This is a genomic window from Streptomyces sp. NBRC 110035, from assembly GCF_000829695.1.
Taxonomy (GTDB): Bacteria; Actinomycetota; Actinomycetes; order Streptomycetales; family Streptomycetaceae; genus Streptomyces.
On record NZ_BBNN01000015.1, the window covers coordinates 563,182 to 587,631 of the forward strand.

A 24,450-nucleotide genomic window follows, 5' to 3' on the forward strand; every position below is an offset into this window, starting at 1 on the left:
CACCATGGAACACACCGACGGAGCGGTGCTGGCCGCCATCCGCCACCACGCGACCGCGATCCTGCCGGACCTCGCGCCCGCCGACATCGTGCCCACCCGGACGCTCGCTGAGCTCGGCCTCAACAGCGTGGACCGCAGCGAGGTGGTCACCAACGTGATGGACGACCTGGACGTGCTCGTCCCGATCACCGAGTTCCGCCAGGCCATGCCGGTCGGCGACCTGGTCGCCCTGTTCGAGCGGTACCGGTGACGCCGGACGGCATGCGGGCGGCGGTCACCGGACTCGGCGTGCTGTCGCCGCTGGGGCCCGACGCGGACCGGTTCACCGCCGCGCTCCGCGCGGGCCGCACCGCGATCGCCCGGACCGGGGCGAACGACGCTCTGCCGTACCGGGCCGCGCTGTCCGACGACGCGCTGAGCGAGGCACTCGCGGCGGCGTCCCTCCCGCCCGGGGCGCTGCGCCGCACGTCCCGAACCGTCCGCGCGTCGCTGGCCGTAGCGGGCCAGGCATGGCGGGCGGCCGGACTGCACCGGCGCGACCTCGACCCGCGGCGGCTCGCCGTGGTGGTCGGGGGCAACAACCTGAACGGCGCCCAGAGCGCCGCCGCCGCGGGACGCCTGGGACGGGACCCGCTGCTGGTCCCGCCTCGGCTGGCTCTCCAGTACCAAGACACCGACCATGTGGCGACACTCAGCGCGGCGTTCGGCATCAGGGGGGAGGGGCTAACCGTGGGCGGAGCATCGGCCGGTGGCAACCTCGCTCTGATCCAGGGCGCCCGGCTGATCGCGTGGGGGGTCGCCGACGCCTGCCTGGTCGTCGGTGCGCTGGCCGAACCCGCACCGGCCGAACTGCGCAGTTTCCTGAACCTGGGCGCCATGGTGCCCACCGAGGGCAGCGGGCCCGGCGGTCCCTTCGACCGCTCGCACCGCGGGTTCGTGCACGGGCCCGCGGCAGCCGCGATGGTGCTGGAGAGAGCGGACGCGGCGATGCGCGACGGAGCCGACGTACTGGCTGAACTGGCGGGGCACGCCGCCGCGCTGGACGCGAACAGCCAGCCCGATCCGACCGTCGACGGGGAGGCCGACGCCATGGCCCGGGCCCTGGCGGACGCCGGCATCGCCCCGGCCGACGTGGACCTGGTCAGTACGCACGGCACGGGTTCCCCGCTGGGCGACCGGGTCGAGGCCGACGCCATCGCCCGGGTGTTCGCCCACGCCTCGCCCTGGGCCAATGCGGTCAAGGGACTGGCCGGGCACGCGCTCACCGCGGCCGGCCTGGTGTCCGCTGTCGCCGCCGTGGTGCAACTGCGCGGCGGCTTCGCGCACCCCGACCCGTGGCTGCGCGCACCGATCGACGGTGCCCCCAGGCTGGTCGGGGACACCGCCGTCGCCACCCCGCTGCGCTGGGTGGTGTCGAACGCCTTCGGCTTCGGGGGGTTCAACTCCGCCTTGGTGTGGCGGGCTGCTCGATGAGGCGCCCCGTCGCGTCCAGCAGGGTACGGCGCAGGGACTCGGGCAGCCCTTTCAAGTAGAAGTGGTCTCCGGGGAAGACGTGCAGGCTGAAGCCCCCGGCCGTGAGATCGGCCCAGCGTGCCATCTGCGCCGGGTCGACCTCCGGGTCGGCGTCGCCGGTGAGGGCCGTCACCGGGCACGCCAGGGGCGGCGTCGACGTCGGCTGGTACGTCTCCACCAGCCGGAAGTCGGCCCGCAGCGACGGAAGGAACAGGTTCGCCAGGTCCGGCGAGTCGAGCACCGCCGACGGTGTGCCACCGAGCCCCGTCAGCACCTCCAGGAACTCGCGGTCGCCGAGCAGATGACGTACTCCCGTCCCCCCGGGCACCCGCCGGCCGGAGACGAACACCATGCCGGGCGCCGGGCGCAGCCGCTGCGCCGCCTCATAGGCCACCATCGCGCCCATGCTGTGCCCGAACAGCGCGTAGGGCCTGTCCAGCAGCGGCTCCAGCGCGGGCACCAGGTCCTCGACAAGATCCGGCATACGGGTGTACGGCGTTTCGTGGTACCGCCGTTCCCGGCCGGGCAGCACGATCGGGACCACGTCGATGTCCGGCGCCAGCATCCGGCGCCACGGCAGGAAGAGCGTGCTTCCCCCGCCGGCATGCGCGAAGCAGAACAACCGGACGGGGGCGTGCGGATCTCGTGTGCCGACGGTCCAGTCCACGGTCATCGGGACCCTCCTGCTTCTCGTACCACCAGGTGGCCGTAGGAGCCGCCCGAGCCGACGGCGTTCACCAGGGCCCGCCGTGGCGTGCCGGACCGTTCCCAGCCGATGGCCCTCCGGGGCACGTACACCGGCCCGTCCGCCCAGTCCACCAGTGGATTCGGTCGGTCGGAGACCAGGGTCGGCGCGATCCGGCCGTGCCGCAGTTGCATCAGAACTTTCATCAGCTGCCCGAGCCCGGCCGCCGCCTCGGCGTGCCCGATGTTCGGCTTGACCGTGCCCATGGGGACCGGGACTCCGCGGCCGGCCAGCAGCTCGGCGAAGGCCGAGACCTCCGTCGCGTCCGCGAGGCCCGCGCCCGCCGCGGAGCTCTCCACGTAGGACAGCGCCGCCGGATCCAGCCCGGCTGTCCGCAGCATTTCCCCCAGCGACGCGGTCAGTTGCGCCGGGCCGGGCGCGCCGAACCGGCCTTCTCCGCCCGCGTGACCGCACCACGACGCCTCCAGCACACCGTGCACCCGGTCGCCGTCGCGGGCGGCCGCGTCGGCGCGCCGCAGCAGCAGCGTGCCGACGGCCTCGCCCAGGTACCAGCCCGGTGCGGCCTCGTCATAGGCGCCGTTCGGCCTGCCGCCGTCCGGTGTGGCGAGCAGGCCGAGACTGGAGAGCAGCCCCACATGCCGACGGTGGGTCACCAGGTTCACCCCGGCGACCACCGCGCTGTCGCACTCGCCGGAGCGCAGCGACTGGATCGCGAGATGTAGCGCGGTCAGCGACGACGAGCACGAGGTGTCCACCGCGAGGCTCGGTCCCTGCCAGCCGAACGTGTGGGACAGCCGGTTGGGCAGCGTCGCCCGGGTGGCGACGACCTCCACGGGGTCCCCGCGTTCCCAGCCGTCGCCGGCCGCGCCGAGGTGGTCGTCCCACATGGACGCCACGAAGACCCCCACCCGGCCACCGTCCTCGGTCAGGGACCGGGGGGTGTACCCGGCCTCTTCCAGGCATTGCCAGACGGTCGGCAACAGCAGACGCAGCTGCGGGTCGATGACGGCGGCCTCGGCGGGGGAGATGCGGAACGGCCGCAGGTCGACCGGTCCCAGCGCGTCCAGGAACCCGCCGGTCGGGGGCTCGCCGGTCCAGCCGAGTGCCGCGATGCGGGAGGGGGGCATGGGGCCGATGGCCGACCGGCGCTCGTACAGCAGCCGCCACAGCTCGTCCGGGCCCGTGGCGCCGGGGAAGCGGCCCGCCATCCCGACGACGGCGACCCCGCCCGACCGCCGGGCGGGCGGGGTGTCCGCCGCCGTCCACAGAGGCTCGCCGGGGGCCTCGTCGCCGGTGGCGTCCAGCGGCGCGCACAGGAGCCCGAGCAGGAACGTGTGGGACGGCCCGAGTCCCAGCACCTCGGCGAGGTCGCTCTGCCGCAGATCACCCACCGGGCAGACGGCGACACCCGACGGCACCTGCTGCTGCATCAGCAGCTGGGCCATGTGCCCTGCCTCCAGGGCCAGATAGCGGGGTGTCTGGGCCCGGTACAGCGGCTCGATGCCCTGCTCCTCTCCGACCAGGTAGATCTCGGCGCAGGCGCGGGCGGCGAAGGGCCGGTTGTAGTAGACGTGCGCGTTGACCGGGAGGTCCGCGCCGGTGCCGAGAGGTTCCAGGGCGTGGGTGCGGGGCCGGTAGTAGTAGGCGCCCGCGTCGAGGCCCTCCACGGCGCCGTCGCGCACCAGCACGTACACCTGCACGGCGTACGTGTCCCCGGCGGACGGGTAGAGGGCGCCGGCGCCGGGGCTCCCGTCCGTCCTGGCCAGCACCCGCAGCAGTCGGCCGAGTCCTTCGCCGTCGAGCCGCCCCTCGGTCACGGGGCGGCGGCTGGCGCGCCAGCGTCGCTGCTCCTCGCTCGGCCGGCCGCCGGGCAGCGGCATCGAGCGGGCATGTTCCGGGGCGGGCCGCTGCCCGAAGTCGCCCTCTTTGAAACGACGCCGGTCTTCGGCGGCGAAGAAGTCCACCTGCGGCGGAGGCGTTGCGCGACGCGGTTGCGCGCGCGTCGCCGAGGCGGCCTGTGGTGGTTCCGTAGCCTCCGGTCGTACGTGCGGTGGTTCGCTCCGCTCCGGTTCGGCCTGCCGTGCCTGCAGCCGCTCCGGTTCCGTCTGTGGCGGTTCGGCGCGCCCCGGTTGTGCCTGCGGTCGGTTGGCGGCGGACAGGTGCGCGGCGATGGCGGCGACCGTCGGCTCCGACAGCAACAACGCCACCGGCACCTCGCAGCCGTACCGGTCCCGCAGCACCCGGCTGGCCCGCACCATCGTGAACGAGGTGGCCCCCAGCTCCCACAGGTCCGCCGAGGGGTCGACCGGCGGCAGGTCGAGCAACTCGCCCAGCAGCGCGGCGATCGACGCCACGTCGTCGGCCGGAGCGGCCTCGACTGCCGCCGGTCGCCCCTTCGGCGGACCGGCGGCAGTCGGCGCGGCCTTCTCCCCAGCCTCTTCCATCTCGGTCTTCTCCCGGGCCCCTTCAGCCTCGGCCTTCGACGAGCCCCCGACAGTGACCGGCGCGGCCCGCTCCACCGTCGGCGCGGGTTTGCCGTCGACCGGCCAGGGCAGGGCGTCGCGGTCGAGTTTGCCGTTGGTGGTGGTCGGCCACTCGGTGACGAACGCCACCACGGACGGCACCATGTAATCGGGCAGTGCGGCCGCGGCATGCGCCCGCAGCTCGGCCCCGGTGGGAGGCGGAGCAGGAGCCCGGTCCGGGTGCGGTGCCTGGTCCTCCGCCAGCACGTACGCCACCAACCGGTCCTCCCCGGAGCCGCCGGACCGCAGCAGGACTACCGCGTCCGCGACACCGGGATGCGCCCGCAACCGGTGTTCGATCTCCGGCAGTTCCACCCGGAACCCCCGCACCTTGACCTGGCCGTCACGACGGCCGAGGAAGTGCATGACACCGTCGGGCGCGAACCGGGCGCGGTCGCCCGTCGCGTACAGCCGTGTCTCCGAAAGCCCGGGGAACTCGCCGGTGACGAACCGCTCCGCCGTGAGGCCGGGCTGCCGGTAGTAGCCGAGGGCCAGACAATCGCCCGCGATGTACAGGTCGCCCTCGACACCGATCGGCACCGGGCGGCGCGATGCGTCGAGAACGTGGTAACGGGAGTTGTCCAGCGGACGCCCGTACGGGATGCTGCGCCACCCCGGGTCCACCCGGTCCACCACGAAGTAGTTGGACCAGACGGTCGCCTCGGTCGCACCGCCGAGGCTCACCAGCGTGGCGTCGGGGAACGCAGCCCGCAGCCGGTCGGGCAGCCACAGCGGGGTGTAGTCACCGCTGAGGAACACCAGCCTCAGGGTGTCGCCGCCGGGCCGGCCGAACGGCGTGGGGAACTCCGGCGCCAGATTCGCCAAGGTGGTCGGTGCCGAGTTCCAGAACGTCACCGGCTCGGTCTCCAGCACGCGGAGCAGCAAGCCCGGGTCGCGCTGCTGTTCCTCGTCGGCGACGTACAACGCGGCGCCCAGGCTGAGCAGTCCGAGGATGTCGAAGACCGACAGATCGAAGCCCAGCGACGTGACACAGAGGCCGAGGTCGCCGGGCCCGAAGCCGAAGGTGCGGCGACTCCACTCGAAGAGGTTCAGCATCGGGCGGTGCGCGACCCCGACCCCCTTGGGCCGCCCGGTGCTGCCCGACGTGAAGATCACGTACGCGAGGTCGTCCACCTCGTTCACCGGATCCGGCGCACGCCCCTCACGGGGGTGCGGCTCGGCGAGCACCGCGTCCAGATCGAGCAGACGCAGGTCCGGAAGGTCCTGCGCCGGCCGTGTCACGCCCTTCGCCGACGGTGTGTCCGGTACGCCGGACAGCGATGTCGCCCAGCCGCAGGACGCGTCGCGCACCAGGAAGGCGGCGGCAGCGTCGGCGAGCATCACCGAGGCCCGCTCACGGGGCAGCGACGGCAGCACCGGCAGATACGCGCCGCCCGCCTTGAGGATGCCCAGCACCGCGACCACCATGTCCGGGCCGCGGCGCACCGACATCCCGACCACGTCGCCGCGGCCCACTCCGGCCCCGCGCAGCGTCCAGGCCAACCGGTTGGCGCGTAGTTCCAGTTCGGCGTAGGACAGGGCGCCACCGGCCCAGCGGACCGCCACGTCGGAGGGCCTGATCCGGGCTTGGTCCTCGATCAGTACCTGCACCGGCAGGTCCGCCGGGAACGGGCGGGTGGTGTCGTTCCAGCGGGCGGGCGGCAGTTCCGGGTCGTCGACCGGCATCTGTTCGAGCGAGACCAGTCCCGCCAGGTCGTCGGCGAACCGTGCGAACGCCTCTTCGGGCCACCCCTCGGGCAGTTGCTCCGGCAGGATGTCCCAGGCGTACTCCAGTACGTCGCCGTCCTGTACCGCCACGCAGTCCAGCGCCACGCCCGGAGTGCTCGTCGCCCAGACCCCCGCGGTGACCCCGTCCGGCAGCGGATGCGCGTCGAGGTCGAACAGGCTGGTGTACACCACGGGAAGACCGTTACCGGAGCGCCGCGCCTTGCGGAGTTCGGCCAGGCCACTCGCCGCGTCGGCCTTCCGGTCCTCGGCCAGCACGGCGTCGTACCGGCGCGCCAGGTCGATCAGTGGACAGTTCTCGGCTGTGACTGTCACCCAGCTCAGCGCGGTCCGCTCGGCGGGCCGGGCCGCGTCGGAGCCGTCCGGCCAGCGCACCACCGGGACGGCGAACACGTCACCGAGGCCCGGGGAGAGAGCCCGCGCGTACGCGGCCAGCAACAGACCGTCGGGCGAACAGCCGTGCTTCGCCCCGGCGGCCACCACGGCGCGCCACCCCGGCAGCGTGCCGCGCAGCCGGGTGCGGCTGCCGTCGTCGGACACCGCTGGCAGCCGGGGACCCGGCGGCAGCGCGGCCACTCGCCGCTGCCAGTGCTCGCGAGCCGTTGGTGCGTCGAGGGATGTGGTGGACGAGCCCGCCGGACCGGGAGACGAGACGTCGCCGGTGTCGCTGTCGGCCGCGTAGAGCCGCATCAGCTCCTGCCCGGCCAGGTGTATACTGCGCGCGTCGATCAGCGCGAGGTCGACCGTCAGGAACACGGTGCCCGCACCGTCCGCGTCCCCGACACGGCCCACGCGGACGTCCACGTGGCCCTCGCCCCACGGGTGTGCCTCCCGCAGGAGGTTCCCGACGAGCTCCGCCGTGAGCGGGACCTCCGGCACGGGCGGCGACGCGGGCACTGCGGGCAGCCGCACACCGTGCTCGGCGTCGACCTGCGCGGACAGCACCGGGTGGGAGGTCGTCAGCCGCTCCAGGGCCCGCCGCAAGCGGTCGGTGTCCAGGTCCGCGACCTCGTAGCTGAGCAGCAGGCGGCAACCGCCCGCGTCGTCCGGGTCGAGCGCCCGGGAGACGAGATAGGCCTGCTGGAGGTCGTTGAGCGGGGCCGACGGCGCAGGGAAGGACCGGGCCGACGACAGGGGCCGGGCGGCTGCCGGCTCCTGCTCCCGCTCCGGCTGTGCTGCCCGCTCCGTTGGTGATTCCGGCGCCGGTTCCGCGTCCCTGGCCAGCGCCTCCAACCGAGCGGTGTACGCGTCGAACAGGGCCTCGGCTCCGGGCGCCGCGAAGGCCCGCTCGACCACGTCCCACCGGTAGCGCAGTGCCCCGTCCTCCTCCCACACCTGGTGGTCGAGGGACACGCCGGAGGTCCGGCCGACCGCGTAGCACTCGGCTGCGGCGAAAGCACCCTCGGGCGGCCCGTCGTCGATCATGCTGGTGAACGCCACGGGCAGGTCGGGCAGCGGCCCGCGGCGGCGGCGCAGCGCTGCCACCCCCGGCACCGTCGAGTGGTCGAGATCCTCGGCGAGGCGCTCGTGCACGGCCCGGACCTCGGTGTCGTGGACCGGGAAGACCATCGTTGAGGTGAACGTGCCGACGGCGTCGTCGGCGCCCCGCATCCGCGCCCGGTCACTGGTGGTCAGAACGAGACTGAACGGCAGCTGCGCCCCGCCCCCGGCGAGGACTTCGGCGAACGTGCCCAGCAGAAACGCGGTCGCGGTCACCCCGCGACGCGCCGCCACCTCGCGCAGCCGGGCCCACGTGCGCGCGTCGAGCGCCCCGGTCAGCGGCCGCCGGTCCGGTCCGCCGCCCACGTCGCCGGTCTGCCGTGCGGGCGCCCGCACGAGGCCCGGTCCGGCCGGCAGCGTAGCCAGCCGCTTCTCCCAGTGGGCGAGGTCCGCCGCGTACCGCTCCCCGCGGCTCTCCCGGGCAACGGCACACGCGTAGTCGCCGAAGGACACCGTCGGCGCCTCGCACGCGAGGACGTCGGGAGACCCGTCGTACGCGCGCCACCAGTCCCACAGCAGGACCCGCAGGCTCCGGCCGTCGCAGAGGACGCCGTCGACGGCCAGGTGGACCCGCCCGTTGCCGTCGGCCCCGGGGGTGACCTCCACCTCGTACAGGGGCCAGTCCGCCGCGGTGTACCGGCGGCGGCCCAGCCGCGCACGGACCTCGGCCGGGTCGTGACCGACGGGACGCGTGGTCAGCGGCAGGTCCAGGGCGGGCCGGACGCGCAGCGCCCCGGCCGCGGTGAGGCCGCAGTCCAGCACCGGGTGCCGCCGCCGCACGGCCAGCCAGGCCCGCCGCAGCCGGTCGAGGTCCAGGCCGGACACCTCGAACTCGCGGTAGTGGTGACAGCCGACCGCGTCCGGCACCAGGCCGTCCTCCTTGCCGACGAGGTACGCCTGCTGGAGCGCCGTGGCGGGGAAGGGTTCATCGGGTGCGGCCGGATCGGCCGGTACCGTCAGCCGCAGCCCGGCGACCGCCGTGTCCCCGGCCCCGGCGACCAGACCGGCCAGCGTCGCCGCGTCGTGCCCGGCGCGGAGCCAGCTCAGCGGCACCGGGACACCGAGCCGGTCCTCCAGGGCCAGTGCCAGCCGGACCGCCGTCATCGAGTCGGCGCCGGGTGGCAGGACCGGTTCGTCGTCGCTCGGCCGCCGCCCGTCGAACGTGTCGTGCAGCGCGGCGACCACGCCGTCCAGCAGCCCGGCGCCCACGTCGCGGGGCGGAGCGGGAGTCGCGCTGGGCGGAGTGACAGGGGTGCTGGGCGTCCGCGTCACCACGTCCACCTCCCCAGCGTGCCGTGCCGGGTGTCCAGGTCCGCCTGGCTCATTCGGGACGCCCGCGTGGTGATCGTCGCCGCCCGGCGCAACTGCTCCTCGAACCGGGTGCGGAACAGCTCGTCATCGGGCAGCTCCGCCTCGTCCGCGGCGTCCAGCATCAGTTCCACGAACCGCTCGCGCTGCTCGTCGGTGATGCGCAAGCCCGCATGCATCTTCTTTACGTGCTCGAACCCGCCGATCTCGTCGGTGAAGGCGCTGCCCTCCCCGAAGACCTCGACGAAATACGCGGTCAGGTGCCGCACATGCGCGTCACCGGTGTACCGGAACATGCGCCCGATCTGCGGATCGGCCAGCGCGGCCCGGTGGAACGCCTCGGCCAGGCGCCGAAGCGGTTCCTCGCCACCGACGTGGTCGTACATCGTCACCGTGACCTCCAGGGTCGTGCCCGCCGCTGGGAAACCGTTGCGACGATAGGCGCGCCGATCACCGGCGCCCGCTCACGTTTGAGCGTCCTGCGGCAGAGGGCTGTGCCAACCTCGGGCCATTGCCCGCGGAGGTTGCGGATCTTGCAGTCCGAGCAGGAAAGAGGTCGCAGTGGCTGACCAGTTGCCCACATACCCGATCACCGATCGCACCTGTCCCTACGACCCGCCCGCCGGCCTGCTCGCCCTCCAGGAGCAGGCGCCGCTGGTACGAGTGCAACTGCCCACCGGCCCAGCCTGGTTGGTGACCAGCTACGACGCGGCACGGGCCCTGCTCGACGACCCGCGTATGAGCTCGGACATGGGCCGGGAGGGTTTCCCCACGCTGTACCGGCAGAAGATGCGGCCGGTGCTCAAGGGCTCCTTCATGCGGATGGACGGCGACCAGCACGCCTTCTACCGCACCATGCTGGCGGGGGAGTTCTCGGTCAAACGCGTCCAGGCGATGCGCCCGGAGATCGAGCAGGCATGCGACCAGTTGCTGGACGAGATGATTCGCCAGGGACCGCCGGCCAACCTGCACCAGTCGTACGGTGTCCCCGTGTCGTCCCGTTCGATCTGCCAGTTGCTCGGTGTGCCGTACGACGACGCGGGCTTCTTCACCACCCACCTGGAGGCGCTCTTCGACCCGCACCGGGCCGGCGCGCCGGAACGGATCGCCGAGAGCAGGGCCGCACTCAGCGGCTACCTCGACGAGCTGGTCTCCCGCAAGGAGAAGGACCCCGGCGACGACATGATCAGCCGGCTCGTCGCCGACTACCTGATACCCGGGAAGGTGGACCGGCCGGAACTGCTGCTCACCTCGTACCTGCTGCTCGCGGCCGGCCACGAGACGACCGCCAGCATGATCACCACCGGCACCGCCGCGCTGCTCATGCACCCCGAGCAACTGGTGGCCGTGCGCGACGAGCCGCATCTGCTGCGCGGCGCCGTGGAAGAGCTGCTGCGTTACCTGAGCATCTTCCAGTTCGGCATCACCCGCGTGGCCACGGAGGACGTGAAGGTCGGCGATCAGACCGTGGCCGCGGGCGAGGGCATCGTCGTCTCGCCGCTGCTGGGCAACCGCGATCAGGGTGTCTACGACGACCCGCACACCCTGGACGTCCGCCGCCGCGGCCGCCCCCACCTGAGCTTCGGCCACGGCCCGCACCTCTGCGTCGGGCACACCCTGGCCCGTATCGAACTGCAGATAGCCTTCGCGCGGTTGCTCATGCGACTGCCCGACCTGCGCCTCGACGTACCCGAGTCCGAGGTGCCGTTCCGTACCGAGACCCTTGTCTTCGGCACCATCGACCTGCCGGTCACGTGGGGCGAGCAGCCGGCGGAAACGCCCGTATGAGTACTCCGGAAGGGCCGGCGCGGGTGCTGAGGGTGGACCACGCCGCCTGCTGCCGCTCCGGTGCCTGCTCGCTGGTCGCGCCCGACCTCTTCGACCAGGGCGAGGACGGCAAGGTGCTGCTCAAGAACCCCCGGCCGCCCACGCACCTGCTGGCAGCGGCGCAGGAGGCCGCCGACTACTGCCCGGTCTCGGCCATTGAGCTGGAGGCTCCACCCGGGTGAGCCGGCCGCCCGACCACGTGCCGGAGTCGTCGGGCTGTCGGCCTGCCGTCGCCCGCCGCCTGGACACGGCAGTACGGGCCCCGAGAGGCCGTCGGCGGCATGCGCGGGCCGGCACGCGCGGTGCCGGGCGCACCTCGGCCGCCGCTCCGTGCGCTGTGGCGCGCACGGAGCAGCGTGCGTGCGCCGCTGACCGGGCCGGCCGCCGGCGGGCCCTGCGTGCGCGAGACGCACCTCTCCCACTCCCGCTTCGTCCGGTGGTGTCCGCCGGCAGGATTCCGACGTCGATCGCGAGGAACACACATGGACCTGCTCAGCAAGGCGGTGCTCAACGGCGCACCCCCCGAGGGACTGGAACGGCTCCCTCTGCCCGACGAGTTCCTCGCCGGATACCTGCGGGCCGAGGACGCCGAGGCGGCGGACCGCCCGGCCGGCACCGACGTGCGGCAGACCCTGCACGTGGGCCTCGTGCCGATGCCCGAGCTGGCGCCCGACGAGGTCGTGGTCGCAGTCATGGCCAGCTCGATCAACTACAACACGGTGTGGTCGGCGATGTTCGAGCCGATCTCCACATTCACGACGCTGCGCCGCTACGCCAGGCAAGGCGGCTACGCCACCCGCCACGACCTGCCGTACCAGGTGGTCGGCTCGGACGCCTCCGGGGTGGTGGTGCGCGTCGGGGCCGGAGTACGGCACTGGCGGGCCGGCGACCACGTGGTGGTGAGCCCCGCGTACGTCGACGACCAGGACCCGGGCTCCCACGACGACGGGATGATGGGCACGCACCTGCGCGCCTGGGGATTCGAGACGAACTTCGGCGGCCTGGCCCACTACACGGTCGTACGGGCCACCCAGCTCGTCGCCAAACCGCCCCACCTCACGTGGGAGGAGGCGGCCACGATCACCCTCTGCGCGGGCACGGCGTACCGGATGCTGGTCAGCGACCACGGCGCCCGGATGAAGCAGGGCGACGTGGTGCTGATCTGGGGCGCTACCGGGGGACTTGGCGCGTACGCCGTGCAGATGGTCCGCAACGGCGGCGGCATCGCGGTCGGCGTCGTCGGCTCGCAGGCCAAGGCGGACTTCCTGCGGCAGCAGGGCTGCGACCTGGTGATCGACCGCCGGGAGATCGGCATGGGCGACGACGCGGACCCCCGGGCCGACGCCGCCGAGCTGGGCCGCAGGCTCGGTCGCCTCATCCGAGCCGAGATTGGCGAGGACCCGAGCATCGCGTTCGACTACGTCGGACGATCCACCTTCGGCACCTCGGTGCACGTGGTGCGGCGCGGCGGCACCGTGGTGACCTGCGGATCAAGCACCGGCTACGAGCACAGCTACGACAACCGCTACCTCTGGATGAACCTGAAGCGGGTGGTCGGCAGCCACATCGCGAACCTCCACGAACAGACGGAGTGCATACGGCTGTTCAGCCGGGGCAAGCTGGTGCCGGTGCTCAGCCGCGTCTTTCCGCTGGAGCAGGTCGGGGACGCCGCGCGACTCGTGCAGCAGAACCGGCACCTCGGCAAGGTCGGCGTCCGCTGCCTGGCGCCGCGCGACGGACTGGGTGTGACCGACCCGGCAGCCCGTGCCCGTATCGGCGAGGAACGCCTCACCGCCTGGCGCCGCCACGCCGCGGCCACCGCCCCGGCGGGAGCCGCCCGATGAGCGCCCGGGGCATCCTAGGCACCGGCTCCTACCTGCCCGAACGAGAGGTCGGCAACGAGGAGGTCGCCGCGTGGTGCGGCGTCACCGCGCAGTGGATCGAGGAACGGACCGAGATCCTCACCCGGCGGTACGCGGCGTCCGACGAAGCCACGTCGGACCTCGCCGTGCACGCCGTCACCCGGGCCCTGCAGGCCGCCGGGATCACGGCGGACCAGCTCGACTACCTGATCGTGTCGACGTCCACCGGCGACTCCCCCCAGCCACCCACCGCCTACCTGGTCCAGAACGCCATCGGCGCGTCGGGCGCCGCCTGCTTCGACATCAACGTGGTGTGCAGCGGCTTCGTGTACGGGCTTGAACTGGCCCACCGGCTGCTCGCCGGGCGACCCCAGGGCTACGCCGTGGTCGTCGGCGCCGATGTCTACTCGCGCATCCTGGACCACGCCGACCACCGCACCACGGTCCTCCTCGGCGACGGCGCGGGCGCCGCCGTCGTCGGCCCGGTCCGCGACGACCACGGCTTCCTCGGCACCGAGTTGTCCAGCAGCGGAGAGGCCCACCGGCTCATCCGGGTCGAGGCCGGCGGCAGCCGTACCCCCCTCACCCCGCATACCGTGGATGAGGGCGGCCACTTCTTCCGGATGGACGGCCGGGGCGTTCGCGACTTCGTCATGGAACACGTACCGCCGATCCTGGACCGGCTGCTGCGCAGCGCCGGGTTCGGCGCCGACATCGTCGACCACTTCGTGCCGCACCAGCCCAACGGGGTGCTGCTGAGCCGCCTGGTGGAGAAGGCCGGGATGACCGGAGCCCGCACGCATCGCACGTTGGAGAGATACGGGAACGTGGGCAGCGCCTCCGTGCCGGTCGCCCTGGACGACGGTGTGCGCTCGGGTGCGATCCGCGACGGTGACGTCGTTCTGCTGGCCGGGTTCGGCGGCGGTATGTCCGTCGGGGCGGCCCTGATGCGCTGGCAGGAGAACTCATGACCCACGACCCGATGAACCGGCTGGGAGTGGTCGGTTGCGGCGTGATGGGCGCGGGCATCGCCGACATCGCGGCCCGGGCCGGGCTCGACGTCCGCGTGGTCGTGTCGCGCGCCGGAGCCATCCCGGTGGGCCACGACCGCATCCGGCGCTCCATGGGCCAGGCCGTCCGCCGGGGCACGCTCACCGAGCGGGACCGGGACGCGGCCCTCGGCCGCATCGAGGTGACGGCGGACATCGACCGGCTCGCCGACCGCGACTGCGTGATCGAGGCGGTCCCCGAGAACGAGGACCTGAAGACCGCCCTGTTCACCCGGATCGACGGCCTCCTCAAGGACGACGAAACCGTCCTTGCCACCAACACGTCCTCCCTCCCGATCGGCCGGATGGCCCGGGGAACCCGTAACCCCCAACGGGTCATCGGCGTCCACTTCTTCAGCCCGGTGCCGCTCATGCCCCTGGTCGAGCTGATCAGCACGTCCCGGACCGACGAGCGGACCCGCACCCGGACCGCGGCCCTGCTCACCGGCCCCTTGGGCAAGACCCTCATCGAGGCACCCGACCGCGCGGGGTTCGTGGTCAACGGGCTCCTCATTCCCTATCTCCTCGGCGCGATGCGCATGGTGGAGTCCGGCCAGGTGACCGCGGACACAGTCGACCAGGGCATGACGCTGGGCTGTGCCCATCCGGTAGGCCCGCTGCGGCTGGCCGATCTGATCGGGCTCGACGTCGTCAAGGCGGTGGCCGACGCCCTGCACCGGGAGTTCACCGAACCGCAGTACGCCCCGCCGCCGATCCTGCTGCGGCTGGTGGAGGAGGGAAGGCTCGGCAAGAAGAGCGGGCGGGGGTTTCACCGGTACGAGGGGTGAACCGCCGCGCTCACTTCCCCTCCGGATGACGGGTGGAACCCGGCGAGGGCTGCCCCGGTTCTTGCGGCGGTCCTCGGCGGTTGCGGCGATGGATCGTCAGCTGGTGGCCAGGTGGTTGGCAAGGTCAGCGGCCATGGACAGCGTGATAGGTTCCGCCAGTTGGCGAGGAGGACCTCCGTCGGGGCCGGACTGGGGTGAGCGGTCGCATTCATGCTGAGCTGGGGCCGAGGACCGGATGGTTCGAGGAGTTGATGGGCGATGCAGCTGACTCGCTACCGTGCTTGGGGGCCGTCCGTCCTTGGGGTTCGTACACGCGCGGTGGTGTCGGGTGTCGCATCACGCGGTCGGAGCGGAGGCGGCCGAGGATCTGCACCGGCAGGTCGCCGAGCAGGTGGGCGATGCGGGGTGCGTCGTAGCCGGCGTCCAGCACCACGAGGATTTCCGGGTCGCCCTCACGCCACTGGCCGGCGGCGACGAGCCGCTCGACGGCCTCGCGGAGCTGGATTGTGGTGACCGCGGCAACATCGGCGCCGGGCTGCAGGCGGACCGCATCCAGCACGGCGGTCCAGGACGTGCGGTCGCTCTCCAGCACCGAACCTGAAAGCACCTTAAATCATGATAGACCCGGTGCCGGTGAGCGGCCAGCGAAGAACCGACCGGCATGCCACTGGCGGCTTCCACAGTGGGTGACGTGACCCGGCCTTTCCCGACCCGCAGCCTGTAGATGTCAATGGTGCTCTTGTCGAGGTCGGACAAGCACTCTCATGTGCCCATCTGGTCTCGTCAGGAGCTACGCTTGCAGCCACGCAGTGCCCTCGCTGGCCTCTTTCGGTTGCCCCGCCGGTGGACAGCCGGTGGACAGACGCCTTTGGACGGTGCGTCACGGGGTGCCACGGGTCAACCTGTTGCACATGATCTGATCAGCAAAAACGTCACCACGCGGCACGACGAGGCACGGCGCAACATGAACGCTCATGGTCTCGTAATGCGTAGGTCTCGGGTTCGAATCCCGAAGGCGGCTCCATGGTGAACCCCAGGTCAGGGCTATGACCTGGGGTTTCTTCGTTCCACCCATGTTGGAATCCGGGCTAATCGGACATAGGCGGTGTGCGCGTCGCAATGCGTAGGTCTGAAGTTGACTCCGAGTCGCCGTTCTGGTCGAGACGGCTGTGACCTGGCCTTTTGCTCCAAGTCGTTGAGTGGCTTCGGTCTGTTCGGTTCGACGTGGTGGCCATTTGGTGGCCGAGCGTGCAGCGCTCGTGCAGGCGGCTCTATCGGCAGACCCGCGATGGCGGGTGTGTTGGACGCTCGGAGTTGAGCCATTCTGACAATTGAGTGATCAGCCCGCACCTCCTGAAGGGTGATTGACGCCCCCGCTCGTCGGGCTCGTGCCGACTGCCTGCTGGGGCTCGCGATTTCAATGCCCAGGCCGTGGATGTCGGGCGGGCATCGGCGGGGGAACCGACGCCGCGAAGAGGGTCGCCAGCCGGAAGCGAGGCATCCTCACCGACACGATCGGCCTCATCCTCGCCGTGACTGTCGCCGGCCTCTCCGAAAACGCCATGGGGGTATGTCTCCTCGGCCAGGCCAAGGAGACATACCCCACCATCGCGAAAAGCTGGGTCGACACCGGCTTCAAGAACGCCGTCATCGAACACGGCGCCACCCTCGGAATCGGCGCCGAGGTCGTCAACCGCAACCGCGAGAAATGCGGCTTCCATGTCGTGAAGAGGCGCTGGGTGGTGGAGCGCAGCATCGGCTGGATCATGATGCACCGCCGCCTCGCCCGCGACTACGGGACCCTCGCCACCAGCTCCGAAGCCATGATCCATATCGCCTCGATCGGCAACCTCGCCAAGCGCATAACGGACGAGACCACACCCACCTAGCGAGTAACTTACTAGGAGATAAAGGGTAATCTGCCTAGATCAAACGCCCTCTGGCGTGAACGTGCACGTCCACGTCGTACCGCTTGTAGCCGCTGACCCGCAGGCGCTTCTTGCCTCCGAGCCAGAGGTTGAGCCACTCGGCGACCGCCATCCTGGGGTTGAGTGCCTGCCCGGCCGCCAGGCGCCGCCGGGTCTCGTCGTAGTCCGGCAGCGGCTCCTTGTTCTGCGGCCCTCACACCCGGCCACTGACACACGCGGCGGGCCCGGTATTCACGGGAGTGCCGGATCCCGCGGTGTCCGCGGACGGAGCGGCATCCAGGCCGGGGCCGTGCTCTGCACCCTTTGCAGGCCGGGGCTGGATCAGGTGGTATCGGCGGCTTTGCCACTTCGACCGGCAGCGCGACGACGTCCTCGTCGTCGACAACACGCTCACCGCGCACGGCCGCGCGTTCACCGGCACCTGAAGAACGCGGTGGCGAGGGCGAATCCCTCCGCTCCAGTCGCAGACCGACAAAGCGGCCGGACCGACACACCCCAGACGACGACGCCGTATCCCCACCACCTCGGTGGCGGCGGCCCACGCGCCAGGCCAACGGCCTCAGACTCCCGTGCCACCTCACCCGGACAAGGCCGACGGCGGGGACGCCTCCCAGGGCGTCCCCGCCGTCGTTCGTCCGCGCCGCGGCCACGGGGGTGTCGCGCGACGCGGAGGCGGCGCCGGACGGAACGGGGGAATAACCGCTCGGCGCCGGGTCAGAAGGTCACTCCGGTGTGCCCGCCAGCTCCACCGCCCTGCGGCGCAGGGCGAGGCCGGCCGGAGCGACCGCCGAGATCACGGCGAGCACCGCGCAGGTACCCATGGCCGCCGCGAGCGTCGCCCACGGGATCTCGATGGACGTCCACACCGAGAGCAGGCCCAGCGCGCTCCACATGCCCAGCAGGTTGAGCCCGGCGACCAGCGCTCCCAGCAGTCCGCCGACCATGACCACCATCAGCGCCTCGGCGCCCACCATCCGCAGCACCTGCCACCTGGTGGCGCCGGCCAGCCGCAGCACAGCCAACTCGCGGACCCGGTCGGAGGTCGCCATGACCATCGTGTTGGCCAGTGAGATGCCGGTGTAGAGGAGGGCGATCCCGAGGACCAGGAAGAAGCCCATCCGGGTCGTCCGGTTGGTCTCGGGGTACGTCGCCCGCACCCAGGCGTCCCTGGTGAGGACCTCCCCGCCCGACACCCGTACCGCCTGACTCAGACCGGCGGCCACGGTGGCCGTGTCGGCACCGTCCGCGAGGCGTACGTCGACCCGGTCGACGGGCGCCGCGGGGGCGTTGCGTGGCGTGACGTAGACACCGTTGTTGCCGGTGCCGATGGTCATGACCGCGGCGATCTTCAGGGACTTCCTCGTGCCGTCGCCGAGCCACACGTCCACCCGCTCGCCCACGGCGTGCTTCTCCCACTCCTCGTTGACGATGATTGAGTCGTCGTCCAGATCGCTCACCTTCCCCGCGGTGAGCGGGAGACGGGCTGTTGCCGCGAGCGGTTCCGGCTCGACGGCCCTGGCATCGGACCTGATGAGCGCCATGCCGTCCTCCAGGACGTACACGGCGCTCGACGAGCTCGCGGAGACCTCGGCGCCGGACACGGCCTGAAGCCGCTTCAGCGTCGCCTCGTCGAAGCCGGCGTCGCCCGCCGGAGTGACCACGAAGTCGGCGGCCGTCTGCTCGCGTACCTCGGTGGCCTTCGCCTCGTTGAGGGTGGCGGTGGCGCCCAGCAGCGAGCCCGCGAGCGCGACCGTGACCAGCACGGGCGCCGCGACGGCGGCGGTGCGGCGCACCCCGGCGGCGGCGTTCTCCCGCACCAGCATCCCGCCGGCGCCGGGCAGTTGGGCCGGCAGCCAGGCGATCAGCCGGGCCAGTGGCCGCACCAGCACCGGCGCGAGCAGCGCGACCGCGGTGATCAGCAGCATGGGCCGGCTCACATAGGTCTTGCGCTGCAGCAGGTCGCCCGGGTTCGTCACTAAGGCAAGGGCCAGCGTCACCGCGGCGGTGATCAGCAGGGCCGCGCCGAACAGCCAGCGGCCCCATGTCATCGGCCGGGTGTCCACGGACGCCTCGCGCAGCGCCTCGGTGGGACCGGTGCGCCCCGCCCGCCAGGACGCGGCCAGCACGCCGCACAGGGCCACGAACAGGCCCGTCCAGAACGCCATGTGGTAGGGCCAGGTGTAGTCGCCGATGGTGAACCAGCGGGGCGCGAGGCTCTCGTTGACCGCCCACTCGGCGAGCACGGGAGCCCCGTAGGAACCGAGCACACAGCCGGCGGCCGAGGCGAGCACACCGACCGCGAGCGCCTCGGAGACGACCATGCGGCGGATCTGGCCCGGGGTCGCCCCGGCGGTGCGCAGCAGCCCGAACTCGCGGCGCCGCTGGGCCACTGCGAACGCGAAGGTCGAGGCCACCACGAACACCGACACGAACCCGGTGACGCCTCCGGCCGTGCCGAACATGGCGTTCATCGCGGTGAGGGCCTCGCTGTCCCGGTCGGGGTCGGCGTCGGCGTACCGGCGCGCGTCCCCGGTGAGGACCTGGACGCCTTCGCTGCCGCGCACTGCCTCGCGCACGGCCGCCGCATCGGCGTCGACCACGAGTTGGAGGCTGCGCGGCGACAGTTCGGCGGCGCGGGTGTCGGTGTAGAACACGGCGTTCTCGAAGCCGAGCCCGGCCACGGTGCCGACGACGCGCACCGTGCCGCCGTCGGTCCGCACCCGGGTCCCCGGACGGGCCCAGTCACCGCTGACGACGACTTCGTCCGCGGCCTCGGGCGCGCGTCCCGCGTCGAGCTGGTACGGCGCGAAGGCCGCGGTGGACCAGGGATGGCCCACCAGATCGGCGGGCCCGCCCTCGGACCGCACGGCGAACGACCGGTCCTCGACGACGGTCCCGAGGTCCCGCAGCTTCGCGACCGCGTCGTCGGGCACGGCACGCGGCTGCGCGAGCTTCTGGGTGCGGTCGCCGATCGGGGCGGGCACCTCAAGGGTGTCCTGGCCCTTGACAATGACCGGCGCGACGGCGAACCGCTCCGGACCCCGGCCGGGTGCGTCCAGCGAGGACGCCAGGGCCAGCCCCATCACGGCGATCAGCGCCACGCCCAGGGAGAGGGCGACGAAACTGCCGACGAAGGTGACCCAGCGGGTGCGCAGCGTGGTGCTCAGCACGGCGCCACCTCGAGCTTGGTCATGCGCGACGCGATGTCCTCGGCGGAGGCGCTGATCAGCTCGCCGTTGACACGGCCGTCGACGAGGAAGACGACGCGGTCGGCGTAGGAGGCGGCGACGGGGTCGTGGGTGACCATGATGATCGTCTGGCCGTCCCGGTCGACCATGCCGCGCAGCAGGGTCAGCACCTCGCGGCTGGTCTGCGAGTCGAGCGCGCCGGTCGGCTCGTCGCCGAACAGCACTTCGGGACGGGTGATCAGGGCGCGGGCCAGGGCAACCCGCTGCTGCTGGCCGCCGGACATCTCCGTCGGGCGGTGCCGCGCCCGGTCGCCGAGTCCGACCTGTTCGAGCACCTCGCGCACCTGGGTCTTCTTCGGGCGGCGGCCGGCCAGCCGCAGCGGCAGGGCCACGTTCTGCTCGGCGGTCAGCGAGGGCAGCAGGTTGAACGCCTGGAACACAAAGCCGATGCGCTCGCGGCGTAGCAGGGTCAGCTTGGTCTCGCTCAGCCTGGTCAGCTCGGTGTCGCCCACGGTGACCGAGCCCGACGTGGGCCGGTCCAGGCCCGCGGCGCACTGCAGCAGGGTCGACTTGCCGGACCCGGAGGGGCCCATCACGGCGGTGAAGGTCCCCCTCGGGAAGGCAAGCGATACCTGGTCGAGGGCGGTGACGGACGTGCCGCCCGAGCCGTACCGCCGGGTCACGGAGCGCAATCGGATCGCGTCGTTGCTCATGTGTTCCAACTCGTGTCGGTGTCGGTCCTCCCGCGCACCTGGGCGGGACGGAATCTTCGGGGGAACGGCGCAGGTAGTGGCCGTTTTCGGGGCGGCCCGGGCACCCGTGCCGCGGTGGCGGATGGCAGGTGTCGGCGGACCCTGAGCCCGGGCCCGGCCGGGCCCGGTCACCCGGGCCCGGCCGGGCCCATGACGTAACCGATCAGGACGAAGGCAGGTGCCCAGACCGCGCTGCTGAGCACGGACCAGAGCAGATAGCGGCGCAGCGGCATCCTGGTCGCCCCGCACAGGGTCGGTACGAGGGTGCGCAGGACGGCGGTGAAACGGCCCACGAACACCGCGCCGCCGCCCCGACGCTCGATCAGCCCCAGGGCGCGCTCGGTGACCCGGCGGTGACGGGAGCGGCTCGTCATTCGGGCCATCAGCCGCTCCTTCCAGCGGCTTCCGATGGCGTACCCGGCCAGGTTGCCCAGCACCGCGCCGACGAGCGCGGTCAGCACCACCGCGGTCTGACCGGGCAGCAACGCGCCGACGACCGGGAGCGCCGCCTCCATAGCGGGCAGCAGCAGCACTGCGGCGAGGATGCCGAAGCTGCCATACACCAGCATCTGCTCAGCCAGCCATGCCGTCATGGGGCGCCGCCTCCGTCGTCTCCGTGTTGCCTCCACGAAACCGCGGGGAACCCTCGGGACGCACTGCGGCAGGGGCGAGACTTGGGGTAGTGCCAAACCTACCCCCCGGCGTCGGGCTCGGCTCACCCCTGGCCGCCTCCCACCGGGGGCCGCCGCCCCCGGTGGGAGGCGGCACCGCTCAGCCCGCCCGTAGCACCTCGCCCTCCGCAGGGAAGCCCTCCAGGCTCGCTGCGGTGAGACGGAGCAAGGGATGGAAGCAGTAACAAGGCGCGCCCGTGGCGTCGATGCCGTGTGCCTCCAGAAGCGACGCCTCGACCAGCCGTTCCAGGAACTCCTCGGCCGCGTTCTCGGGCAGCCTGAGCAGCACCGCAGCCGCCATCGCGGTGAACTCGCCTGCCGCGCACACGGCAAGTCGGCGAATCAACTCACGCTCAGAAAGCGGACGTTGCCGCAAGGCTGCGGACAGTATCTGCCTTACGTCGAGCGTGCTCACCCGTAACTCCTCGATGTGTGAGGCCGGATCAGCCAGGCGACGCGCGAGCCGTGTCATCGGCCAGTGCGGCCGGGCGGCGAGCCGGGCGGCGGCGGCCCGCAGCGCGAGCGGCAGCTTTCCGCAGGCCTCGACGACGGCGTGGGCCGTCTCGGGCTCCGCGGAGATCCGGTCGCCCCAGCGATCACGGAGAGCAGGTCCAGCGACTCAACGGTCTCCATGGGGTCCAGCGCCACGGTCCACGAACCGGGCACCGCGGAGAGCCGGTTGCGGCTTGTCACCAGGACGGCGGAGTCGGTCGTGGCCGGCAGCAACGGGTCCAACTGCAACTCGTTCGCCGCGTTGTCCAACAGGATCAGCAGCTTACGGCCCGCCGTCTGGGTCCGGTACCTGTGGACCAGCTCCTCCGTCCGGGCGGGCTCGCCGTTCGGGGCCAGCACGTTCTCGGAGGTCTCGCCGAGTGCCCGCAGCAGCGTGACCAGGACCTTGCCGCAGTCTGCGACGGTGCCGTCGTCGGCGCGCAGCCGGGCATACAGCAAGCCGTCCGGGAACTGGTCGGCCACGGCGTGAGCGACCCGTACGGCGAGCGCGGTCTTGCCGACCCCCGGCATCCCGCTGATCAGCAGTCGGCGCGGCTGGAACGTGGCACGCCCGTTCGCCTCCGCCGGCCTCAAACGCCTGCACAACACGTCGAACTCCCGCTCCCGGCCAGTGAAGTCGGTCGGGAGCGGCGGAATCATGACAGGCGGCGCACTCACCGTCGGCACAGCAGACGTCAGGCTCGGCGCGGGCTGCGGAAGAGTGTCCAGCTCTCCGCTCAGCAAGGACTGATAGGCGGCAGTGAGATCAGGCCCGGGGTCCACGCCCAGTTCCTCGGCGAGCACCTCGCGCCCCTCGTGAAAGGCGCGCAGCGCCTCGGCCTGGCGCCCGCACCGGTACAGCGCGGCCATCAGCTGCGCACGCAGTCGCTCCCGGACCGGGAATTCGCCGACGAGCCGGGTGAGTTCGGAGGTGAGCTGCCCGTGTCTGCCGAGCGCGAGGTCCGCCTCGATCCGGTGCTCCAGAGCACTCATCCGCGCCTCTTCAAGCTGCGGCAGCTCCGCCTCCGCGAGGTGCGGCGTGACATTGGCCAGTGCCGGTCCCTGCCACAGGTCGAGTGCCTGCCGAAGCGTTTCGGCGGCCTGCGTCAACCGCCGCTCCTCCATCGCCCGCCGCCCGAGCCGCTCCAACCTCCCGAACTCGACGACGTCGACACGCGCCGCGTCAGCGACCAGCTGGTAGCCAGGCTGGCGGCGAACCAGGTCGACCTTGGGCCCGAGGAGCTTTCGCAGCCTCGACATATAGGTGTAGATCTGAGCGCTCCACGTGGCAGGCGGATCCCACCCCCACAGCAGTTCGCTCAGCCTCCCGTCACTCACCACGCGACCACGGGCGAGCAGCAGCACGGCCAGAACCGTATGCATCATGGTGCCTGACACCGCGATGCGACGCGCCCCGTCTCTCGCCTCGACCGGTCCCAGAAGCTGGAATTCCATGTAAACCCCCCACTTGTTTGACGGCGGCCGAACGAAGGCAGCCGCAGCCGGATCCGAACGTCGGAGCTTCGGTCTTACGAACCTTGTTTGCGCCACAATTCGGTGGAACTGAGCTTGACTCTGTCGGGGATCTTGAAGTTTTCCGGTGCGCCGACGTGAGCGGCGGGCATGCTCGGGATGTTCCAAGAGCCCATGCATGTTGCCGAGGTGTCCGTTGTCGCTCCGTCCTCGTTCCGGTGAGCAAGTCCCGCCTCTGACCGTGCAGACCGCGCGGGCGAGCAACCCGGCCGGTACGACGGCGATGTGGGTGAGAGACCGCCTGGACGGGCTGTGGTGCGACGAGGACTTCGCCGACTGGTATCCGCGTGACGGGCGTCCGGGCCTCTCGCCCGCCCAGCTGGCCACCGTGTGCGTGCTGCAGTTCCTGCTCGGTCTGTCGGACCGGCAGGCCGCCGAGGCGGTGCGCTGCCGCATCGACTTCAAGTACGCCATGGCCATGGAGCTGGACGATCCCGGCTTCCACCACAGCGTGCTGGCCGACTTCCGCGAACGTCTCACCGAAGGCGACCGCGCCGACCGCCTCCTCGACCTCGCGCTGGCCCGCCTCAAGGACGCCGGTCTGGTGCGCGAGCGCACCACACAGCGCACCGACTCCACCCACGTCCTGGCCGCGGTGCGCGACCTGACCCGGCTGGAGACGGTCACCGAGGCGGTGCGTGCCGCGCTGGAGGAAGTCGCCGGCGCCGCCCCGCACCTGCTGGACGGTCTGGTCGACGAGGACTGGGGTAGCCGTTATGGCCGTCCGGTCCGCCTGGGCAAGAACCCCACCAAGCCCAAGACCAGGATCCTCGCCACCGGCAACGACGCCGTCCGGCTCCTGGAACACCTCTACCGGCACGGAGTAGACAGCGTGGCCGGCCCTCGCGTCCAGGCCCCGCGTCAGATCGTGGTGCAGAACTACCACCGCGACTCCGCAGGCCGCCTGCGCTGGCGCACCGCCGAGACGGAAGACGGGCCTGGGCTGCCGCCCTCGTCCCGGGCGATCGTCTCCCCGTATGACACCTCGGCCCGCTATGCCCGCCACGGGCACATCATCAGCTGGAAGGGGTTCTCCGTCCATCTGACCGAGACGTGTGCTCCCGAC

General features: G+C 72.0%; 16 protein-coding genes and 2 pseudogenes. 9 read left to right on the plus strand and 9 right to left on the minus strand.

Annotation, left to right across the window (positions count from 1 at the left end; translation table 11 throughout):
* Positions 1–4: 4 nt before the first annotated feature.
* Together TU30_RS02515 and TU30_RS02520 are read left to right on the plus strand one after the other, a co-directional pair.
* Entirely contained in the window at positions 5–250 is a 246-nt protein-coding gene (locus tag TU30_RS02515; RefSeq protein WP_042163787.1) for a phosphopantetheine-binding protein, read from the plus strand.
* Positions 247–1,473, plus strand: a complete 1,227-nt coding sequence (locus TU30_RS02520; protein ID WP_052479729.1) for a beta-ketoacyl synthase N-terminal-like domain-containing protein — start codon at positions 247–249, stop codon at positions 1,471–1,473. Before TU30_RS02515 ends, TU30_RS02520 begins: the two co-directional genes overlap by 4 nt.
* Here the strand turns inward: TU30_RS02520 and TU30_RS02525 are convergent.
* From TU30_RS02525 to TU30_RS02535, 3 genes are read right to left on the minus strand one after another with little or no spacing between them, the layout of a single operon-like run.
* Positions 1,439–2,185 (minus strand): thioesterase II family protein, encoded by a 747-nt coding sequence (locus TU30_RS02525; protein WP_042163789.1) that lies wholly within the window; start codon positions 2,183–2,185, stop codon positions 1,439–1,441. The two genes, TU30_RS02520 and TU30_RS02525, sit on opposite strands and share 35 nt — an antisense overlap.
* Complete coding sequence (locus TU30_RS02530; protein ID WP_158719293.1) at positions 2,182–9,267, minus strand: non-ribosomal peptide synthetase; 7,086 nt, start codon at positions 9,265–9,267, stop codon at positions 2,182–2,184. Before TU30_RS02530 ends, TU30_RS02525 begins: the two co-directional genes overlap by 4 nt.
* The gene (locus TU30_RS02535; protein WP_042163980.1) at positions 9,255–9,680 is read right to left on the minus strand and encodes a group II truncated hemoglobin; all 426 of its coding nucleotides are present in this window, start codon (positions 9,678–9,680) and stop codon (positions 9,255–9,257) included. Before TU30_RS02535 ends, TU30_RS02530 begins: the two co-directional genes overlap by 13 nt.
* Before the next feature lie 175 nt (positions 9,681–9,855).
* On the opposite strand from TU30_RS02535, the gene TU30_RS02540 reads away from it, so the two are divergent.
* The 5 genes from TU30_RS02540 to TU30_RS02560 all read left to right on the plus strand — a co-directional run bounded on the left by TU30_RS02540 (position 9,856) and on the right by TU30_RS02560 (position 14,820).
* A complete protein-coding gene (locus tag TU30_RS02540) occupies positions 9,856–11,082 on the plus strand; it encodes a cytochrome P450 (protein WP_042163792.1) in 1,227 nt (408 codons plus the stop codon).
* Positions 11,079–11,303, plus strand: coding sequence for a ferredoxin (locus tag TU30_RS02545; protein WP_042163795.1), 225 nt, complete (start codon positions 11,079–11,081; stop codon positions 11,301–11,303). The genes TU30_RS02540 and TU30_RS02545 overlap by 4 nt, the downstream gene beginning before the upstream one ends.
* 300 nt (positions 11,304–11,603) lie before the next feature.
* Complete coding sequence (gene ccrA / locus TU30_RS02550; protein ID WP_042163797.1) at positions 11,604–12,965, plus strand: crotonyl-CoA carboxylase/reductase; 1,362 nt, start codon at positions 11,604–11,606, stop codon at positions 12,963–12,965.
* Positions 12,962–13,954, plus strand: a complete 993-nt coding sequence (locus TU30_RS02555; RefSeq protein ID WP_042163798.1) for a 3-oxoacyl-ACP synthase III family protein — start codon at positions 12,962–12,964, stop codon at positions 13,952–13,954. Before ccrA ends, TU30_RS02555 begins: the two co-directional genes overlap by 4 nt.
* Positions 13,951–14,820 carry a 3-hydroxybutyryl-CoA dehydrogenase gene (locus tag TU30_RS02560; protein WP_042163799.1) on the plus strand — a complete coding sequence of 290 codons (870 nt, stop codon included), beginning with the start codon at positions 13,951–13,953 and terminating at the stop codon, positions 14,818–14,820. The genes TU30_RS02555 and TU30_RS02560 overlap by 4 nt, the downstream gene beginning before the upstream one ends.
* A 268-nt stretch (positions 14,821–15,088) precedes the next feature.
* Here TU30_RS02560 and TU30_RS02565 read toward each other — a convergent pair.
* A pseudogene (locus TU30_RS02565) lies at positions 15,089–15,415 on the minus strand (transposase); the annotation flags it as partial.
* 862 nt (positions 15,416–16,277) lie between these two features.
* Here TU30_RS02565 and TU30_RS02570 point away from each other — a divergent pair.
* Positions 16,278–16,709: pseudogene (locus TU30_RS02570) on the plus strand (IS5/IS1182 family transposase); the annotation flags it as partial.
* 761 nt (positions 16,710–17,470) lie between these two features.
* On the opposite strand, the gene TU30_RS02575 reads toward TU30_RS02570, so the two are convergent.
* From TU30_RS02575 to TU30_RS02590, 5 genes are all read right to left on the minus strand, one after another.
* Positions 17,471–19,918: an ABC transporter permease gene (locus tag TU30_RS02575; protein ID WP_042163800.1), complete on the minus strand. Its 2,448-nt coding sequence runs from the start codon at positions 19,916–19,918 to the stop codon at positions 17,471–17,473.
* Positions 19,912–20,649: an ABC transporter ATP-binding protein gene (locus tag TU30_RS02580; protein ID WP_042163802.1), complete on the minus strand. Its 738-nt coding sequence runs from the start codon at positions 20,647–20,649 to the stop codon at positions 19,912–19,914. Before TU30_RS02580 ends, TU30_RS02575 begins: the two co-directional genes overlap by 7 nt.
* A gap of 167 nt (positions 20,650–20,816) precedes the next feature.
* Positions 20,817–21,281: a DedA family protein gene (locus tag TU30_RS02585; RefSeq protein WP_052479733.1), complete on the minus strand. Its 465-nt coding sequence runs from the start codon at positions 21,279–21,281 to the stop codon at positions 20,817–20,819.
* A 178-nt stretch (positions 21,282–21,459) separates the two neighbouring features.
* Entirely contained in the window at positions 21,460–21,774 is a 315-nt protein-coding gene (locus TU30_RS36795; RefSeq protein ID WP_234307740.1) for a hypothetical protein, read from the minus strand.
* 53 nt (positions 21,775–21,827) lie between these two features.
* Positions 21,828–23,306: a BTAD domain-containing putative transcriptional regulator gene (locus TU30_RS02590; RefSeq protein ID WP_234307741.1), complete on the minus strand. Its 1,479-nt coding sequence runs from the start codon at positions 23,304–23,306 to the stop codon at positions 21,828–21,830.
* A gap of 259 nt (positions 23,307–23,565) precedes the next feature.
* Between TU30_RS02590 and TU30_RS02595 the strand changes: the two genes are divergently transcribed.
* The coding region (locus TU30_RS02595) for a transposase (RefSeq protein WP_234307742.1) at positions 23,566–24,450 on the plus strand (885 nt) is incomplete at its 3' end.

Excerpts from the sequence above, each read along its gene's own strand:
- TU30_RS02515 (WP_042163787.1), top strand. The coding sequence starts at position 5 with ATGGAACACACCGACGGAGCGGTGCTGGCCGCCATCCGCCACCACGCG.
- TU30_RS02525 (WP_042163789.1), bottom strand. The coding sequence starts at position 2,185 with ATGACCGTGGACTGGACCGTCGGCACACGAGATCCGCACGCCCCCGTC.
- TU30_RS02535 (WP_042163980.1), bottom strand. The coding sequence starts at position 9,680 with ATGTACGACCACGTCGGTGGCGAGGAACCGCTTCGGCGCCTGGCCGAG.
- TU30_RS02545 (WP_042163795.1), top strand. The coding sequence starts at position 11,079 with ATGAGTACTCCGGAAGGGCCGGCGCGGGTGCTGAGGGTGGACCACGCC.
- ccrA (WP_042163797.1), top strand. The coding sequence starts at position 11,604 with ATGGACCTGCTCAGCAAGGCGGTGCTCAACGGCGCACCCCCCGAGGGA.
- TU30_RS02555 (WP_042163798.1), top strand. The coding sequence starts at position 12,962 with ATGAGCGCCCGGGGCATCCTAGGCACCGGCTCCTACCTGCCCGAACGA.
- TU30_RS02560 (WP_042163799.1), top strand. The coding sequence starts at position 13,951 with ATGACCCACGACCCGATGAACCGGCTGGGAGTGGTCGGTTGCGGCGTG.
- TU30_RS02580 (WP_042163802.1), bottom strand. The coding sequence starts at position 20,649 with ATGAGCAACGACGCGATCCGATTGCGCTCCGTGACCCGGCGGTACGGC.
- TU30_RS02585 (WP_052479733.1), bottom strand. The coding sequence starts at position 21,281 with ATGACGGCATGGCTGGCTGAGCAGATGCTGGTGTATGGCAGCTTCGGC.
- TU30_RS02590 (WP_234307741.1), bottom strand. The coding sequence starts at position 23,306 with ATGGAATTCCAGCTTCTGGGACCGGTCGAGGCGAGAGACGGGGCGCGT.